Origin of the sequence: Streptomyces sp. NBC_01283 (assembly GCF_041435335.1) — a bacterium.
Lineage (GTDB): Bacteria > Actinomycetota > Actinomycetes > Streptomycetales > Streptomycetaceae > Streptomyces.
The window spans coordinates 7830208-7845461 of the sequence record NZ_CP108430.1; the positions used below are offsets into that span (position 1 = coordinate 7830208).

The 15254-nt window shown below is 71.5% G+C and carries 18 protein-coding genes; 4 read left to right on the top strand and 14 right to left on the bottom strand.

Features of this window, described 5'->3' with window-relative positions:
* Positions 1-46 precede the first annotated feature (46 nt).
* The 3 genes from OG302_RS35565 to OG302_RS35575 all read right to left on the bottom strand — a co-directional run bounded on the left by OG302_RS35565 (position 47) and on the right by OG302_RS35575 (position 2723).
* On the bottom strand, positions 47-1390 hold the full coding sequence (locus tag OG302_RS35565; protein ID WP_371530514.1) for an aldehyde dehydrogenase family protein: 1344 nt from the start codon (positions 1388-1390) through the stop codon (positions 47-49).
* 62 nt (positions 1391-1452) lie between these two features.
* On the bottom strand, positions 1453-2022 hold the full coding sequence (locus tag OG302_RS35570; RefSeq protein WP_371530515.1) for a TetR/AcrR family transcriptional regulator: 570 nt from the start codon (positions 2020-2022) through the stop codon (positions 1453-1455).
* A 5-nt stretch (positions 2023-2027) separates the two neighbouring features.
* Positions 2028-2723, bottom strand: a complete 696-nt coding sequence (locus tag OG302_RS35575; RefSeq protein ID WP_371530516.1) for a type 1 glutamine amidotransferase domain-containing protein — start codon at positions 2721-2723, stop codon at positions 2028-2030.
* 109 nt (positions 2724-2832) lie between these two features.
* Here OG302_RS35575 and OG302_RS35580 point away from each other — a divergent pair, with 109 nt between their 5' ends.
* Positions 2833-3795, top strand: coding sequence for a LysR family transcriptional regulator (locus OG302_RS35580; protein ID WP_371530517.1), 963 nt, complete (start codon positions 2833-2835; stop codon positions 3793-3795).
* An 11-nt stretch (positions 3796-3806) separates the two neighbouring features.
* Here OG302_RS35580 and OG302_RS35585 read toward each other — a convergent pair whose 3' ends face one another.
* Positions 3807-4199, bottom strand: a complete 393-nt coding sequence (locus tag OG302_RS35585) for a nuclear transport factor 2 family protein (RefSeq protein ID WP_371530518.1) — start codon at positions 4197-4199, stop codon at positions 3807-3809.
* Between the two features lie 81 nt (positions 4200-4280).
* Between OG302_RS35585 and OG302_RS35590 the strand changes: the two genes are divergently transcribed.
* Both OG302_RS35590 and OG302_RS35595 read left to right on the top strand, forming a co-directional pair.
* Entirely contained in the window at positions 4281-4856 is a 576-nt protein-coding gene (locus OG302_RS35590; protein WP_371530519.1) for a PadR family transcriptional regulator, read from the top strand.
* Positions 4857-4866: 10 nt separating this feature from the next.
* On the top strand, positions 4867-5556 hold the full coding sequence (locus OG302_RS35595; RefSeq protein WP_371530520.1) for an HAD family hydrolase: 690 nt from the start codon (positions 4867-4869) through the stop codon (positions 5554-5556).
* Positions 5557-5570: 14 nt separating this feature from the next.
* Here OG302_RS35595 and OG302_RS35600 read toward each other — a convergent pair whose 3' ends face one another.
* Positions 5571-8801, bottom strand: coding sequence for a bifunctional cytochrome P450/NADPH--P450 reductase (locus OG302_RS35600; RefSeq protein ID WP_371530521.1), 3231 nt, complete (start codon positions 8799-8801; stop codon positions 5571-5573).
* A 210-nt stretch (positions 8802-9011) separates the two neighbouring features.
* Between OG302_RS35600 and OG302_RS35605 the strand changes: the two genes are divergently transcribed.
* A complete protein-coding gene (locus tag OG302_RS35605) occupies positions 9012-9593 on the top strand; it encodes a PAS domain S-box protein (protein WP_371750337.1) in 582 nt (193 codons plus the stop codon).
* Between the two features lie 43 nt (positions 9594-9636).
* On the opposite strand, the gene OG302_RS35610 is transcribed toward OG302_RS35605, so the two are convergent.
* The 9 genes from OG302_RS35610 to OG302_RS35650 all read right to left on the bottom strand — a co-directional run bounded on the left by OG302_RS35610 (position 9637) and on the right by OG302_RS35650 (position 15165).
* Positions 9637-9975 carry a MerR family transcriptional regulator gene (locus OG302_RS35610; RefSeq protein ID WP_371530522.1) on the bottom strand — a complete coding sequence of 113 codons (339 nt, stop codon included), beginning with the start codon at positions 9973-9975 and terminating at the stop codon, positions 9637-9639.
* Positions 9976-10428: 453 nt separating this feature from the next.
* Positions 10429-10737, bottom strand: a complete 309-nt coding sequence (locus OG302_RS35615) for an SCO5918 family protein (protein ID WP_361840954.1) — start codon at positions 10735-10737, stop codon at positions 10429-10431.
* 47 nt (positions 10738-10784) lie between these two features.
* Positions 10785-11036 carry a hypothetical protein gene (locus OG302_RS35620; protein WP_371530523.1) on the bottom strand — a complete coding sequence of 84 codons (252 nt, stop codon included), beginning with the start codon at positions 11034-11036 and terminating at the stop codon, positions 10785-10787.
* 102 nt (positions 11037-11138) lie between these two features.
* Positions 11139-12683 (bottom strand): DEAD/DEAH box helicase, encoded by a 1545-nt coding sequence (locus OG302_RS35625; protein WP_371530524.1) that lies wholly within the window; start codon positions 12681-12683, stop codon positions 11139-11141.
* 305 nt (positions 12684-12988) lie between these two features.
* Positions 12989-13192 carry a cold-shock protein gene (locus OG302_RS35630; protein ID WP_361840963.1) on the bottom strand — a complete coding sequence of 68 codons (204 nt, stop codon included), beginning with the start codon at positions 13190-13192 and terminating at the stop codon, positions 12989-12991.
* Positions 13193-13520: 328 nt separating this feature from the next.
* Complete coding sequence (locus OG302_RS35635; protein WP_371530525.1) at positions 13521-13904, bottom strand: FhaA domain-containing protein; 384 nt, start codon at positions 13902-13904, stop codon at positions 13521-13523.
* A gap of 75 nt (positions 13905-13979) precedes the next feature.
* Positions 13980-14438, bottom strand: coding sequence for a PRC-barrel domain-containing protein (locus OG302_RS35640; protein ID WP_371530526.1), 459 nt, complete (start codon positions 14436-14438; stop codon positions 13980-13982).
* Positions 14435-15022: a PRC-barrel domain-containing protein gene (locus tag OG302_RS35645; RefSeq protein WP_371530527.1), complete on the bottom strand. Its 588-nt coding sequence runs from the start codon at positions 15020-15022 to the stop codon at positions 14435-14437. Before OG302_RS35645 ends, OG302_RS35640 begins: the two co-directional genes overlap by 4 nt.
* On the bottom strand, positions 15019-15165 hold the full coding sequence (locus OG302_RS35650; protein ID WP_371530528.1) for a hypothetical protein: 147 nt from the start codon (positions 15163-15165) through the stop codon (positions 15019-15021). Before OG302_RS35650 ends, OG302_RS35645 begins: the two co-directional genes overlap by 4 nt.
* Positions 15166-15254: the final 89 nt, after the last annotated feature.

Sequence of the window (15254 nt, forward strand, 5' to 3'; positions counted from 1 at the left end):
CCACGGATCCGGGAGTACGTCAGCCACCGCGGGGACCGGCCGGGCATCAGCCCAGGGGAACGTCGAGCCGGGCCTTGCGGTGGCTGAACGTCGCGATGGAGTGCGGCCCGTGGTAATTCCCGACACCGCTCTCGCCGACTCCGCCGAACGGCAGCTCGGGGACCCGGAGATGGGCCATCGGAAGACCGAAGCCGAGGCCGCCCGACGACGTCTCGGCGGCGAGCCGCTGCCGCGTCGTCTCGCTCTCGGTGAAGCCGTAGAGGGCGAGCGGCTTGTCGCGGTCGTTGATGAACGCGATGGCCTCGTCGAGCCCGTCGACGTTCACGATCGGCAGGACGGGACCGAAGATCTCCTCCCGCATCACCGGCTCGTCGGGCTTCACGTCGGTGAGCACGGTCGGCGCGATGTAGACGTCGTCGCGGTCGCGCTGCCCGCCGAACGCCGTCGTCCCGGAGCCGAGGAGGGCCGAGACGCGGTCGAAGTGCCGCTCGTTGACCATGCGGCCGTACGTCTCCGAGGACCTGGGGTCCGCGCCGAACGCCCGCTCCACGGCCGTGCGCAGCTCCCGGGCCAGCGCGGGCGCGGTCTCCGGGTCGGTCAGGACGTAGTCGGGGGCGACACAGGTCTGGCCCGCGTTGCGGAACTTGGATTCGGCCAGGCGGGTGGCCACGGCGGCCAGATCGACTCCCCGGTCCACGAACACCGGTGACTTGCCGCCGAGTTCGAGTGTGACGGGGGTGAGGTGCTCGGCGGCGGCGCGCATCACGATGCGGCCGACGGCGCCGTTGCCGGTGTAGAAGATGTGGTCGTACCGCTGGGCGAGCAGCGCGGTGGTCTCCGGTACGCCGCCCTCGACGACGGCGACCGCGTCCGTGTCCAGGTACTGGGGGACGAGCCGGGCGATCAGCTCAGAGGTGGCCGGGGTGACTTCGCTCGGCTTCAGGACGGCCGTGTTGCCCGCCGCCAGGGCGCCCACCAGGGGGACGAGCAGGAGCTGCACGGGGTAGTTCCACGGCGCGATGATCAGGACGGTGCCGAGCGGCTCGTACTGCGTACCGGCGGTGGACCCTTCGGGCAGTCCCGCGAGGGCGCCGGGCGCGAGCGGCTGCGGGCGCAGCCACTCCTCCAGATGGGCCAGCGTGTGGTCGATCTCCCTTACGGGGAAGTCGACTTCGGCGGTGTACGCCTCGGTGCGCGGCTTGTGCAGATCGGCGTGGAGGGCGTCCGCGATGTCCTCGCGGTGCTCCGTGAACAGGGAGCGCAACTGGGTGAGCTGCTCCTCGCGCCACGCCAGGGGCCGGGTGCGGCCGGTGGCGAACGTGGCGCGGAGCCCGGCGACCAGGGCTTCGGGGTCGAGCGCCTCGGGGGCGGGCGCTTCGGGGTGGTGCATGAGGGGTCTCCTCGGGAGTTCTCAGGTGCGGCTGGGCATGGGGGGAGTGGGCGAGGGGTGCGTCAGCGGGGTGTCGGCGTGGTGACCGGCGAGCCGAGCAGCCCGGTCAGGAGCGCGTCGGTGGCCGGGCCGAAGAGCCGGCGGCCGTCGGGCGCGGACTCCAGGCCTATGACCAGGGCGATGCAGATGTCGGCGGCCTCGGCGGGCTCCACCGAGGACGGGGTCCCCGCCTCGGTGAACAGCTCGACGAGCAGGCTCCGCAGCGAGCCGGTGAAGCCGTGGCAGATGTCGCCGAAGACGCGGGCCTTCGCGTCGAGGAGCTCGGCGGAGTGCGGCGAGTCCCCGGCCAGGCGCAGGACCAGGTCGAGCTTGGCGGCGAGGACGCCCCGGATGCGTTCGGCGGCGGAGGTGTCCTCGGCAGCCGCCTGCCGGGCCCGCGCGAGCGCCTCGGAGTGCAGGCGCTCGGCGAGCTTGCGGAAGGCGTCGTCCTTGTTGCGTACGTACTGGTAGACCGCTGACCGGGACACGCCCATGGTGGCGGCGATGTCGTCCATCGTGGTGCGCCGTACGCCGTACCGCGTGAGGGAGTCGTAGGTGGCGTCGAGGACCTCGTCGAGCCGGTCGGTGCCCATCAGGGTCAGACCAGCTTCCCGAGCAGCTCGTCGGCCAGCGGAGCTGCGGACGCCGGGTTCTGACCGGTGATCAGGTTGCGGTCGACGACCACCTTGGGGGCCCAGGGCTCGCCCTCCTTGAAGTCGGCGCCCGCCGCGACGAGCCGGTCCTGGAGCAGCCACTTGGCCTTCTCCGCGAAACCGGACTGAGTCTCCTCGACATTGGTGAAGCCGGTCAGCTCGTACCCCGCGAAGGCGTTGGAGCCGTCCTCCTTGGTGGCGGCGAGCAGCGCGGCCGGGCCGTGGCAGACGACGCCGAGCGGCTTGCCTGACTCCAGGGCGGCGGTGAGGAGCCTGCCGGATTCGGCGTCGACGGCGAGGTCCTCCATGGGGCCGTGGCCACCGGGGTAGAAGACCGCTGCGTAGTCGGCGAGGTCCACCTCCGCCAGCTTGACCGGGCGCAGGAACTCGCTGATCTCCGCGAGGGTCGTGGCGACCTTCTCGGCGCCTTCCTGGCCGCCGTTGAACTCGGGCGCCAGGCTCGCCTGGTCGACGGTCGGCACGACGCCGCCCGGTGTCGCGACGACGATCTCGTGTCCGGCGGCCTTGAACGCCTCGTACGGCGCGACGGCCTCCTCGGCCCAGAAGCCGGTCGGGTGCTGGGTGCCGTCGGCCAGCGTCCAGTGATCGGCGCCGGTCACGACGAACAGAATCTTGGCCATGGTGTCTCTCCGAGGGTGGAAGCTCTGACGTTCTGTGCTCAGAACGTCAGGTGGTGCTGTCCTCGAAGGTAGGGGGGTGCACCCAACGAAATCCAATAGGCTGCTCCATGTGGAAGATAGGAATTCCGATGGGTCTGCGGGAATAGGCGCGGGGACCGCGGCGGCCGGTCCGCTCGACCTGAACCTGCTGCGTACGTTCCTGGCCGTGTACCGGTCGGGTTCCTTCACGGCCGCGGCCCGTCTCCTCGGCCTCTCGCAGCCCACCGTCACCACGCAGATCCGGGCCCTGGAGCGGCAGGTCGACCGGGAGCTGTTCGAGCGGCTGCCGCGAGGCGTGGCCCCCGCGCCGTACGCCGACGCGCTCGCCGCCCGTGTCGTCGACCCGCTCGACGCCCTCGCCGCGGTCACCGGACACGGCGGCCCCCTCGACGGCGCCCCCGCGGAGCCCGTCCAGCTGGCGGGCCCGGCGGAGATGCTCTGCCACTGCGCGCTGCCCGCGCTCGCACCACTGGTCGACAAGGGCGTCAGGCTGCGTGTGACGACAGGCCTGACGGACCGGCTCCTCGACGGGCTGCGGGCGGGGCGGCACGACCTGGTGATCGCCACGGCCCGCCCCCGCGGGCGCTCCCTGAGCTCCGTGCCCCTCGCGGACGAGGAGTTCGTCCTGGTCGCGGCCCCCTCGTGGGCCGAGCGCATCGGCGGCGACGCGCGGATCGCCGCGGACGGCCCGGGGGTGCTGCTCGGCGTCCCGCTGGTGACCTACGCCGAGGATCTGCCGATCGCCCGCCGCTACTGGCGGCACGTCTTCGGCAAGCGGCTGACCTGCGAGGCCTCCGTCACGGTCCCCGACCTGCGCGGAGTGCTCTCCGCGGTCGTCGCGGGCGCCGGATTCTCCGTGCTGCCCCGCTATCTCTGCCGCGACGCCCTGGCCGCGGGCACCCTGACCCTCCTCCACGACCCGGAGGACGCCCCGATCAACACGGGTTTCCTGGTGCAGCGCCCCGGGTCCGCGGACAACCCGCACGTCGCCCTCGTACGCGACCACCTGATCCGGTCGGCGCGCGGCTGGTAGCCGCGTCCCTGCTAGGCGCCCGCCGCATCCCGCGTGATCTCGTCCCACTGGGCGCCCATGGCCGCCGCGAGTGCCTGTGCGGCCGACAGGGGGCGGACCATCACCATGAGCTCGTCGATGAGCCCGTGCTCATCGACGTGGATGAAGTCGCAGCCGGTGATCTGGCGGTCGCCGACCCGTGCCTCGAAGACGAGCGCGGAATCACGCCCGGCGGCGTCGTTGATCTCGCGTACGTACCGGAAATCCTCGAAGACCCGCGTGACGCCGCGCAGGATCGCGGCAGTCGTGGCCTTGCCCGGGTACGGGCGGAACACGACCGGGCTGGAGAAGACGACGTCCTCGGCCAGGAGCGCCTCCATCGCCGCGTGATCGTCGGCCTCGACGGCCTTGCGGAAAGCCTGCATGCCCTCACCTCACTGGGTGCTCATAGTCAATTTGTTGAGTAGGTGCGATGGAGAGTAATCACATCGGTGTACGGTGTCCAGATGTCTCTCAAGTACGCGGTGCTCGCGGCGCTCCTGGAGGGCGAGTCGTCCGGCTACGACCTGGCCAAGATCTTCGACGTCTCCGTGTCGAACTTCTGGTCCGCGACTCCCCAGCAGCTCTACCGCGAGCTGGAGCGACTGGCCGCCGACGGCCTGATCGAGGCACGTGTGGTGCAGCAGGAACGCAGGCCGAACAAGCGGATGTTCACGCTCACCGGCACGGGCCTGCGGGAACTGCACGCCTTCGCCGCCGAGCCGCCCCGGCCCATCGCCATCCGGGACGAGCTGATGGTCAAGGTGCAGGCCATGGACGGCGGCGACCCGGCCGCCACCCGTGCCCTGATCGAGGAGCGCATGGCCTGGTCGCGCGGCAAACTGGCCCGGTACGAACGGCTGCGCCGCCACCTCCTGGGTGACCGGGAGGAGGAGGTGTACCTGCGCGACGCCGAGCGCATCGGCCCCTACCTCACGCTGATGGCGGGCAGGTCCCTGGAGGAGTCGAACCTGCGCTGGGGCGAACAGGTCCTCGAGATCCTCGACCGACGACTGAACTACGCCGACCAGGGCGGGACGTGAGGAGACAGCAGTGGGCGACGTGCCTGAAGCGATCGAGGCACGGCCGGACGGGCCACCGCGGGCGGTGCTCACCGACTTCGGCGGGGTGCTGACCACCAGCGTGCTCGACTCGTTCCGCGCCTGGTCCACGGGGGCCGGCGACGACCCGCTGCTGCTGGAGCGGCTGTTCCGGGAGGACACGGAGGCCTCGGCGCTCCTGGTGGAGCACGAGTGCGGGCGCCTGAGCGAGGCCGGCTTCGAGCGGGGCATCGCGGGGCGGCTGCGCGAGAAGGGCGTGGTCGTGGAACCCGCGGGCCTCGTCGCCGCGATCGGCGCGGGGATGCGCCCGGACGAGACGATGCTCGCGGCCCTGCGCGAGCTGCGCGCCCGGGGCATTCCGGTGGCCGTCGTGTCGAACGCGCTCGGCGACGACTGCTACCAGGGATACGACCTGGACGCGCTCGCGGACACCGTCGTGATCTCCAGCCGGATCGGCTCCCGCAAGCCGGGCCGCCGCATCTACCGGACGGCCTGCGACCGCCTCGGCGTCGAACCGTCCGACTGCGTCATGATCGACGACCTGGAACACAATCTGCGCGGTGCGGCCCGGCTCGGCATCCGGGGCCTGCACCACCTGCACAGCGGTGAAACGGTGCGCGCCCTTGGCCAGTTGTTCGGCGTCGGCTCGCTCGCCGGGCCCGGTGCGCCCGGCCCGGCGTGAGCCGCTCGCCTTCCTCACCCGGCCGCGTACACGTCCTCCACGTAACGCCCCTCGGCGGTCAGCCCGGCCAGCCACCGCTCGGAGTCGGTGGCCGTGGCCCCCGGCGTGCGGTCCCGGTGGAGCGTGCGCAGGGCGTCCCGTACGCCCGGTGCCATCCGTGAGCCGTCGCCGCACACGTACACCCTGGCCCCGGCGGCCAGCAGCTCCCACACCTCGTCGCCCTCCGCCGCGATGCGGTGCTGGACGAAGGCCGCCCCGTCGACGGGGGCGGCACTGAAGGCGGGGCGCAGCGAGACCGCTCCCGCGGACTCCGCCGCACGCAGTTCCTCGGCGTGCAGGAAGTCGGCCTCCGGTGCGTCGCAGCCGAAGTAGCAGAGAGCGGACGGGAGTTGCGCTCCCGTGGCCACCAGCGCCGCACGGTCCGCGATGGTGCCGCGGAACGGGGCGAGACCGGTGCCCGCGGCGACCATGATGACGGGCGCGGTGTCCGCGTGGTCGATGCGGAAGACCTCGCGGCACGGCTGGACCCGCGCCAGGACGGTGTCGCCCGGCCGTACCCCGTTGAGGTGGCCGGAGCCCGTCCCGCGGTACAGCCGCCCGCTGCCCGAGCGGGCCGGGGCCTCCAGGAGGGACACCATCAGGTCGGCGTGGCCGGGGTGCACGCCCGGCGAGGAGGACACCGAGTAGTGGCGGGGCCGCAGGGGCGTCAGCACGTCGAGCAGCCGCGGCCACTCCAGGGCCCCGCGCAGGGCAGGACAGGCCTCGACGATTTCGAGCAGCGTGCGCCCGTCGGCCGCGCGGGCCTCGGCATCGGACGCGAGGGCGTCGAGTTCGGCCCGCTCCGGCGGGCAGGGATTGGCCGCGGCGAGCACGGCAAGCTGACCTGCGGTGGGCCTGTCCTGCAACTCGACGTGGTGACTGAGCAGTTGGCGCACCGTCAGCGGGCGGTCCACGGCGAGACCATCGCGCCGAGGGCGGCTCGCGCGGATGTCGAGCACGGCGTCCGGGTCCACGCCCAGCGCGGCGGCGGCCCGGTCGACGAGCGCCGGGTCGTTGACGGGCAGCACGGCGAGATGGTCGCCGGTGCGATAGGTCATGCCGTCGGGCAGGGCGAGCCGCAGGAAACGCTTCGTGCGGGGGTGGCCGGGTGCGGTGAGGTCGTACGCCTCGCTGACCTTCATCGGCACTAGCCCGTGCCGCGCGGCCAGTGCGTCCAGCGGGCCACCGGTCACCTCGCGGACCTCGTACGCGTCCGGGGGAGTGGCAGGGTCCGGCCCCTCCAGCGCGTCCGGATCGCCGTACCGCTCCAGAAGAGCCGTCCGCAGCCGGTCCGTGAACTCCCTTACGGTGCCACCGAGATCGCCCGATGCGTCGGCCGCCGTACGCGGCACGAGCCGGGTGCCGCCGAGCTCCGCGAGCCGCTCGTCGAAGCGCGTCGGGACGTGCTGATAGGTGGCGGCCCAGTTGCGGTCGCCCACACCGAGGACCGCGTAGGCGACGTTCTCGGCGGTGGCCGCCGGGGCTCCCTCCAGCCAGGAGGCGAACACGGTGGCGTCATCGGTGGGCCGGCCGTTGTACGAGGCGGCGGTGATGACGACCGGACGGTCGGCGGGCAGCGCCCCCGCGTACTCGTCCAGCGGCGCGACCTCCGTCTCGCAGCCCACCGAAGCTGCCTCGTCGGCGAGTTGCGCGGCGAAGTCCCGGCACGTTCCGTAGTTGCTGCCGTGCAGGAAGAGCGCACGGGTGCCGGGCACGACACGCGAGGGCAGGGGAGTGGCGGCGGCTTCCGCCGCTGCCGGGGACGCTGCCACGCCCGGCAGTGCGCCGTGCACGCGGTCGGCGGCGGCGCGCGGCGTCAGCGTGAGCGTGAAGCCGTCGGGCTTGAGGGTGAGCGTCTCCTTGACGGTGAGCCGGTAGTCGGCGTGGTCGTGCAGCCGGTAGCGGTGGACCAGCATCCCGAGCAGCATGGTCGCCTCGTGCAGCGCGAACTGCCGCCCGATGCAGGCCCGTTCACCGGTGCCGAACGGCTTGAACGCGTGCGGGGAACGCGCGGCCTCCGCCTCGGCGGTGAAGCGCTCCGGGTCGAAGAGCTCCGGATTGTCGCCCCACACCGGCTGCCGGTGCAGCATCGGCGCGATGACGGTGACGCCCTGCCCCGCACGCAGCGGGATCCGGCCGCCGAGGAGCGTGTCCTCGCGGGCGTGCCTGCCGAACGCGGCGGCCGTCGGCCACAGCCGCAGCGCCTCGTTGAGGACCTGCCGGGTGTACGTGAGCCGCCCGACCTCGTCGAACGTCGGCTCGGGGTCGGCCGTGTCGCCCCACAGGGCATCGACCTCACGCCGTACGAGGTCGAGGACGGCGGGGTGCTTGGCCAGGTAGTACATCGCGAACGACATCGCGCCGGACGTCGTCTCGTGCCCCGCGATCAGGAAGGTGATGACCTGGTTGCGGATGTTCGCGGTGTCCAGCTTCGTGCCGTCGCCCGGGTGCGCGGCGCTGAGCATGAGCCCCAGCAGGTCCTCGGCGGGCCCCGCGCCGGGCGCGCCGCCCGACCGCGCGGCGATGACCTCGTCGACCACCTGCGCCAGATAATCGGCGTCGGCCCGGAAGGCCGCGTCCGCCGCCGAATGGTCACTGCCCGGCGTACGGCTCAGCCGCGTCATGCTCCACTCCAGACAGCGGACCATGGAGCCGATGAAGGGATGCGGCTCGGCCCGCTCGAACGAACCGAAGTCGTAGCCGAACCCGGCGAGCCCGATCGTGTCCAGGGTCATCCGGGTCATATCACCCGGAACGTCCACGGGGCGCCCGTCCCGCGCGCCCCGGTCCCACGACTCGATGAGCCGGTGCGCGACGCGCAGCATCATCGGGTGGTACGTACGCATCGAACCCATCGCGAACGCGGGCATCAGGATGTCGTGCGCGCGGGCCCAGTTGGGCTCGTCGTTGTACGCGGTGAACAGTCCGTCGGCGGTGAATTCGCGCACGTTCTGCAGGGCGGGACCGATGTACTTGGCGAACCGGGTCTCGTCGGCGAGCTCGGTGACGAGATCGAGATCGCTCACGAACAGCGCCTCGCGGTCGTGCAGCCGCCGCCGCACCACGGGCCCGTGGCGGCGGAGCAGTTCCATGACCTGCTGCACGGGGGCGGGCCCCGGCCCGGTGGCGGAAATGTCGATCAGCGGTACGCCGTCGACGTCGGGGCCGACGTCCTGGGGGAGCGGTGCGGTGGTGGTGGGGGGCATGGCGTGACAACTGCCTTTCGCCGTACGGAAGTCACTGCTCACCAGCTTGGTCCTCGGCCCCCAGGGGTCCGTGCCGCACCACTACATGATTGTGTAGTGGCGAACGCCACCGCACCCTTGACTGCGGCGCTCTCGACTGCGCCGACCGGAAGGAGTCACCCCGTGGAATTCGCCGACTCCACGGACACCGTGATCTGGCGCAACCGCGCCATGAACCTGTTCGCCCGCATTCCCATGCCGATCGCGGTGTGCGACGCGAGCGGGGCGATCATCCTCGCCAACCCGGCCATGACGGCGGAATGGGGCGAGACCTCCGGCGCTCTGCGAGGCCGCAGCGTACTGGAGCTGTTCCGGCCCGACGAGGAGACACAGGTCCTCCGGATCGCCGAGGCGGTACGGCTGGGGCGCCGCTCGCGCTATCCGGTCGCGGTGCGCTGGGAGGCGGCCGACGGGATGCGGCGGCACGGCGAGCTGACGGCGGAGCCGGTGAGCGAAACGGCCGACGAGGTCCCCGGCCTGCTGGTGCTGCTCCGCGTCCTAGGCGAGGAACACGCCCCCGCCGCGGAACCCGTCGAGGCCGCCACACCGGCCGAGGCCCGCATCCTGGCCCTGCTGGCCGGTGGCGCCACCACGGCTCAGGCCGCCCGTGGAACGGGCCTCACCACGGACGGCGTCACCTACCATCTGCGCCGCCTGACCGCGCGATGGGGCGCGTCGAACCGGACGGAACTGGTGGCGCGGGCGTACGCGCTGGGGGTTCTCACTCCGGGAGTGTGGCCTCCGGTCGCGTGAACCGGGCCTGCCGGCGGAGGCCCCTCCCGGGAGGAGGCGGGGCTCAGCTCGGGTGTTCGCTCGACTTCGCCGACGTGCGGCGGTACTCGGCGTTTATGCGCTGTGCCTCCTCGAGCTGATCCTCGAGGATGACGATGCGGCACGCCGCCTCGACCGGGGTTCCCTGGTCCACCAGTTCGCGGGCGCGGGCCGCGATCCGCAGCTGGTAGCGGGAGTACCGCCGGTGCCCGCCTTCCGAGCGGAGCGGCGTGATCAGTCGGGCCTCACCGATGGCCCGCAGGAAACCGGGAGTGGTGCCGAGCATCTCGGCGGCCCGCCCCATGGTGTAGGCGGGGTAGTCGTCGTCGTCCAGACGACCACTGAGCGGGGTATCTGCTGTCATGTCACCTCGTTATGCGAACGCGTCGAGGGGCCCTGGTGCCGTACGGCACCAGGGCCCCGAAGGAAATTCAACACCATCTGCCGGCCTTATTGCTGCGCCGGCCTCTTGTTTCCGCTGTCCGGCCCTGCAAGAGGGCGGGATCGCGGGGATCGCTGATGCGTGACCGAGGACCACCTTCCGTTCCGGGGTCTTGCGGTACCCGGGCCGAATCGATCTCGGGCCGGGCGATCCTGATGGCGTCTGCTCCCTCCGTTCTTCCTCTGGGTCTATAGCTACGAGAGAAACCCTAATCATGCGGTCTCCCAATGTCTACCCTGGCGAGCATAGATTTTGTGCGCTGCCGCATGGACCCATGGGCGCGGGCGGGCAACGCAAAAAGAGGGCCCTGCCGGCGTGTGCCGGCAGGGCCCTCTTCGGTGTTCGGGTGTCGTCTCCCGTGTCTCCCGTGTCCCGCTATACGGGAGTGGGGGCGCCGAGCAGGGCCGACGCCGTCTGGAGCGGGGTGAGGTCGCTCGGGGCGGCGTCCTCGGACGGGGTGCGGCAGGTGAAGCCGAGAGCCCTCATGGCGCGGGTGACTTCCCCGGCGCTGAAGTCACGACGGTCCTGCCGGGTGATCACCGCGCCCACCTGCTTGATGGGGTAGTGACGGCGGCCGATGATGACGGAGTCACCCGAGATGGGCTCGGGCTTGACCCCCTTCATCGTGTCCAGCACCCCGGCCTTGGTGAGGTCGAACGGGAAACGGGCGATGACGCAGCGCATGATGCCTCACAGGTGAGGAGATGGGGCGGCTGGAAGAGGTGGGGCGCTCAGCGCGTGAGGGCGAGAACGTCCCGTAGACGGACCTGGTCCGTGTAGGCGTGACTTTCGCGGACCTCGATGAGCCGGGCCCGGGTGATCAGGCCCGTGCACTGGTCGTCCTCGTCGCACAGGAACAGATGGCCGGCGCCCGCGCCGGCCATGACCGACAGGGCCAGCTCGACGGTCATGTCGTCACGGACCTGCGGTCCGCTCACGTCCAGGCCGCCGGCGCACTCGGAGGATCCGGCGCTGTCGGGCATGGAGACGATGGCGGAATCCGCCGGGCGTGGCTGTGTCTGAACCGGTGTCAAAGGTGCCTCCTGCAGGGATGGGTGAGCCTGGCGGTCGCGAAGGCCCTGGTACTAGGCCGCCGAGCTCGAGGCCGACGACGGCCCCTGAGCGGGGCGGCGCGGAGCGCGGTCGGTGCGCCGGTCCTGGGCGCTGCGGCTGCGGCGGCCCCGGGAGGAGGCGGCACTGCCGCGCCGCGGGCGCTCCGATGCGGGCATGGTGATGGTGACCGGGATGCCCGAAGGAGCCTGGGCGCCGGTGATGCGGCTCAGCTCCTCGTCGCCGGAGCGCACCTGGGCGGTCTGCGGGGTGATGCCCGCGGCGGCCATCAGGCGGCTCATGTCGCGACGCTGATTGGGCGTCACCAGGGTGACGACGCTGCCGGACTCACCGGCACGGGCCGTACGGCCGCCGCGGTGGAGGTAGTCCTTGTGGTCGGTCGGCGGGTCGACGTTCACGACCAGGTCGAGGTTGTCGACGTGGATGCCGCGTGCGGCGACGTTGGTCGCCACGAGCACCGTCACATGACCGGTCTTGAACTGCGACAGGGTCCGCGTGCGCTGCGGCTGGGACTTCCCGCCGTGCAGGGCAGCGGCACGCACACCGCTGTTCAGCAGGTGCTCGGTCAGCCGGTCGACGGCGTGCTTGGTGTCCAGGAACATGATCACCCGGCCGTCACGGGCCGCGATCTCGGTGGTGGCCTGGTGCTTGTCCGCGCCGTGCACGTGCAGGACGTGGTGCTCCATCGTGGTGACGGCACCGGCGGACGGGTCGACGGAGTGGACCACCGGGTCGGAGAGGTAGCGGCGGACCAGCAGGTCGACGTTGCGGTCCAGGGTCGCCGAGAACAGCATCCGCTGGCCCTCGGGGCGCACCTGGTCGAGCAGGGCGGTGACCTGGGGCATGAAGCCCATGTCGGCCATCTGGTCGGCCTCGTCGAGGACGGTGATGCCGACCTGGTTCAGCCGGCAGTCACCGCGGTCGATGAGGTCCTTGAGGCGGCCGGGCGTGGCGACGACGACCTCGGCACCGGCGCGCAGCGCACCGGCCTGCTTGCCGATGGACATGCCGCCGACCACCGTGGCGAGCTTCAGCCGCAGGGCGCGGGCGTACGGCGTGAGCGCGTCGGTGACCTGCTGGGCCAGTTCGCGGGTGGGGACGAGGACCAGGGCGAGCGGCTGGCGCGGCTCGGCGCGCTGGCCGTCCGTACGGGCAAGCAGCGCGAGGCCGAAGGCGAGGGTCTTGCCCGAGCCGGTGCGGCCACGGCCCAGGACGTCACGGCCCGCGAGCGAGTTGGGGAGCGTCGCGCCCTGGATCGGGAACGGCACGCTCATGCCTTCACGGCCGAGCGCGGCGAGCAGCGGAGCCGGCATCGCGAGATCGGCGAAGGCCTCGACGGCCGGGAGCGCGGGGGTGACCGTGACCGGCAGGGCGAACTCGCCCTGGGGCGCGGAGGGGCGGCGGCCGTAGCCACCGGAACGGCCGGGGCCACCCGAGCGGCCGGAGGACGGGGCGCCGTAGCGGCTGCCCCCGCTCCTGCTGGAGCCCGATCCGGAGCCGTAGCCGCCGGAGCCGGAGCGGCTGCGGGAAGAGCGGTCGTTCGTGCGTGCGCGGTTCATGCGGAACCTTCCTCGATGCGGCACGTACCAAGGAAATTCCGCAGCGAGTAGCGCAGCGCGGAGAATCGCGAGAACGGGCCGGATGAAATGCGTGAAGCGAATCCGGCCGGCGGCAGCGTTCTGCGGGCGGCGGATGCGCGGGAACGAGTGACGTTCCGACAGGGGCACGGCGAGCGCGAGACCGACGAAAAGAAAATCGAAGGGATATGCGCGCCAGAATTCATGACCCTGGGTGATGCGGGAAATGCACGAGCTGGGGCCCGCACCCCAAGGTGCGGGCCCCAGCTACGAAGTACGCGTGAGCGTCAGGCGGGAACGATGTTCTCGGCCGTCGGGCCCTTCTGGCCCTGGGCGATGTCGAAGTTCACCTTCTGGCCTTCCTGGAGCTCACGGAAACCCTGGGCGGCAATGTTCGAGTAGTGGGCGAAGACGTCGGGGCCGCCGCCGTCCTGCTCGATGAAGCCGAAGCCCTTTTCCGAGTTGAACCACTTCACGGTGCCAATAGCCATGTCATATCTCCTTCGGGTGCAGTGCCCGGAGTCGCATTGTGCGGACTCCGTGTCGCCGCGATGATTGCCCCGCCGGAAATGACCGGAAATACAAAAGTGCTCCCACCGGCCGAAAGGCGGTGAGGGCACTTGAAGTTTTTTGGGAACCACAACTGCAACTGAGATCGACAGTAGCACGGTGTGGCCTGCTCCGGGTGGTGAAAAAGTCCCTTCCGGGCGTCGCACGAGAAACCCTCAGAGCGCCTGGCGCTGATTTCTCTCACGGCCGGCGCACATATTGGTTCGCTCGAAACGCAGCGTTTCTGCGGCAGGGGGCAGGGCCCGGGGATCACCCCCTGCTCTGCGGGGCGATATGGCCGTGAATCCGGAACCTGCCGACCGCTTCACCACCGGCCGACCGCAGGCTGACCGCCACCGGACCCGCGAACGTATATCCCTGCTCGGCGGCGTGGCGGTGCACCTGGGCGGCGAGGTAGCGGCTCAGCTCGGTGCTGGTGGTGGTGAGCCGGCGGTGGCTCTCCGGCGGCAGGTCGATGACGAACGAATTGGGCACGAGAACGCGCTCGCGCCCGAGGATCAACGCGCTGTCGTCGCACTGCCTGCGCAGTATGGCGACCACTTCCCCGCGCTGCTGTTTGGGCGGCGACAGCAGGGTCCACACGGTGGTCGTCCAACGCTCCATGGTGTGCTCGATCAGGCTGATGACTCGCATGGAGCTCCCGCTGCCCAGCGCCCGCGGCCGCACACTCCCCCGATCGGGTGGCCGGTCCGGTGGGGCGGAACCGGATCAGCCCGCGGCCGTGGGATGCTGCCCCGCCCCGACGACCAGGGCATAGGGGCCGATGCCGACGAGGCGGCTGCCGGGGACCTGCTCGCGCCCCACGTGGAGATCGCCCACGCTGCCGGTGTCCGGGTCGAAGGTGACCTCGGTGAGCGTGCCGATGTCCTCGCCGTACTCGGTGAGGACCCGCTTGCCCAGCAGCCTCTTGTGCGCGCGGGAGTGCGAGCCGCCGTGACCCGCCTCCGTCGCGTCCGTGCCGCCGGTGTCGATGATCACGGCGTCCGGCCCCATGCCGCGCACCCGCGCCCAAGGGACGCTGTCGCCGCCGCTCTTGGCGTCCCGCAGGTACAGCTCCGTGATCCGGCGGGTCAGCGGATCGATGCCGAGTCCCGCGAGCTCCCCGGCGGGGCGCGCGTCCTCGGCGCTGATGACCGGATGACCCAGGACCTGGCTGAGCAGCATCATCGGCCGTTCCCCTTCCGGAATCCCGTCTCACCCGCGGTCCGCGTCCGCTGCCGGTCCGCGGCCAGCGCGTCGAGGTCGTCCACCGCCTGCCCGGCCAGCCGCGCCGGGATCACCAACGTGTCCCCGGTCATCGCCAGTTGACCGTGCGTCGGCAAAAAGGCCCTGCGCTCGTGCCGGCCCATCGCCTCGGTGGTCGTGATCTCGAAGCCCACCACCCGCCCGCTCGTGCCGCCCTCGACCACCGCGTCCAGCACCGTGCCCAGTTCAAGCCCCGCATCGCTCAGTACCCGGGCGCCACGCACCTGTCCCGTGTCGGCCTCGCCCCTGTCCACCACCGCGTCCCTGGCCTGTAGGACCTCGGTGGACGGGATCATCACCGCGTCCGGCCCCAGCGCGTGGACCCCGGACCAGGGCAGGCTCTGCTTGAGCGGACCGGACAGCAGCCCGCGGCCCGCCAGCGTGAAACCGGTGATCCGTGCGCCCGCCGCGTCGAAGACGGTGTCCTTCACCTGGGCCACCGCTTCCCCGCCGAGCGTGACCACGGGCCGCTTGGTCAGTTCGGCGGCGAGCATCAGCGTGCTCACCGGATCCTCCCGCCGCCCGCGCGGCGACCCCGCCGGACCACGATCGCGCCGCCGCCACGGCGCCGTGCCTGGGTCCCGAGGACCGCACCGGCCAGCAGGAGCAGTGCGACCAGTACCAGGGCCAGCCACATCCACCAGATCACAGCCGTCCACCTCCCGTGTCATCCCGCGGGTGACCCGAGTTCCCCGGAAGGGGTTTTCTATACGGCGAGTCAAGTCACGGGAATGTAAC

Bases quoted from the DNA above. Each gene is read 5' to 3' on its own strand.
- OG302_RS35610 (WP_371530522.1), bottom strand. From the start codon at position 9,975: ATGACAGCAGATACCCCGCTCAGTGGTCGTCTGGACGACGACGACTAC.
- OG302_RS35640 (WP_371530526.1), bottom strand. From the start codon at position 14,438: ATGATGCTGCTCAGCCAGGTCCTGGGTCATCCGGTCATCAGCGCCGAG.
- OG302_RS35590 (WP_371530519.1), top strand. From the start codon at position 4,281: ATGTCTCTCAAGTACGCGGTGCTCGCGGCGCTCCTGGAGGGCGAGTCG.
- OG302_RS35635 (WP_371530525.1), bottom strand. From the start codon at position 13,904: ATGCGAGTCATCAGCCTGATCGAGCACACCATGGAGCGTTGGACGACC.
- OG302_RS35605 (WP_371750337.1), top strand. From the start codon at position 9,012: ATGAACCTGTTCGCCCGCATTCCCATGCCGATCGCGGTGTGCGACGCG.
- OG302_RS35630 (WP_361840963.1), bottom strand. From the start codon at position 13,192: ATGGCTATTGGCACCGTGAAGTGGTTCAACTCGGAAAAGGGCTTCGGC.
- OG302_RS35600 (WP_371530521.1), bottom strand. From the start codon at position 8,801: ATGCCCCCCACCACCACCGCACCGCTCCCCCAGGACGTCGGCCCCGAC.
- OG302_RS35625 (WP_371530524.1), bottom strand. From the start codon at position 12,683: ATGAACCGCGCACGCACGAACGACCGCTCTTCCCGCAGCCGCTCCGGC.
- OG302_RS35570 (WP_371530515.1), bottom strand. From the start codon at position 2,022: ATGGGCACCGACCGGCTCGACGAGGTCCTCGACGCCACCTACGACTCC.
- OG302_RS35565 (WP_371530514.1), bottom strand. From the start codon at position 1,390: ATGCACCACCCCGAAGCGCCCGCCCCCGAGGCGCTCGACCCCGAAGCC.
- OG302_RS35585 (WP_371530518.1), bottom strand. From the start codon at position 4,199: ATGCAGGCTTTCCGCAAGGCCGTCGAGGCCGACGATCACGCGGCGATG.
- OG302_RS35615 (WP_361840954.1), bottom strand. From the start codon at position 10,737: ATGCGCTGCGTCATCGCCCGTTTCCCGTTCGACCTCACCAAGGCCGGG.
- OG302_RS35620 (WP_371530523.1), bottom strand. From the start codon at position 11,036: ATGCCCGACAGCGCCGGATCCTCCGAGTGCGCCGGCGGCCTGGACGTG.
- OG302_RS35575 (WP_371530516.1), bottom strand. From the start codon at position 2,723: ATGGCCAAGATTCTGTTCGTCGTGACCGGCGCCGATCACTGGACGCTG.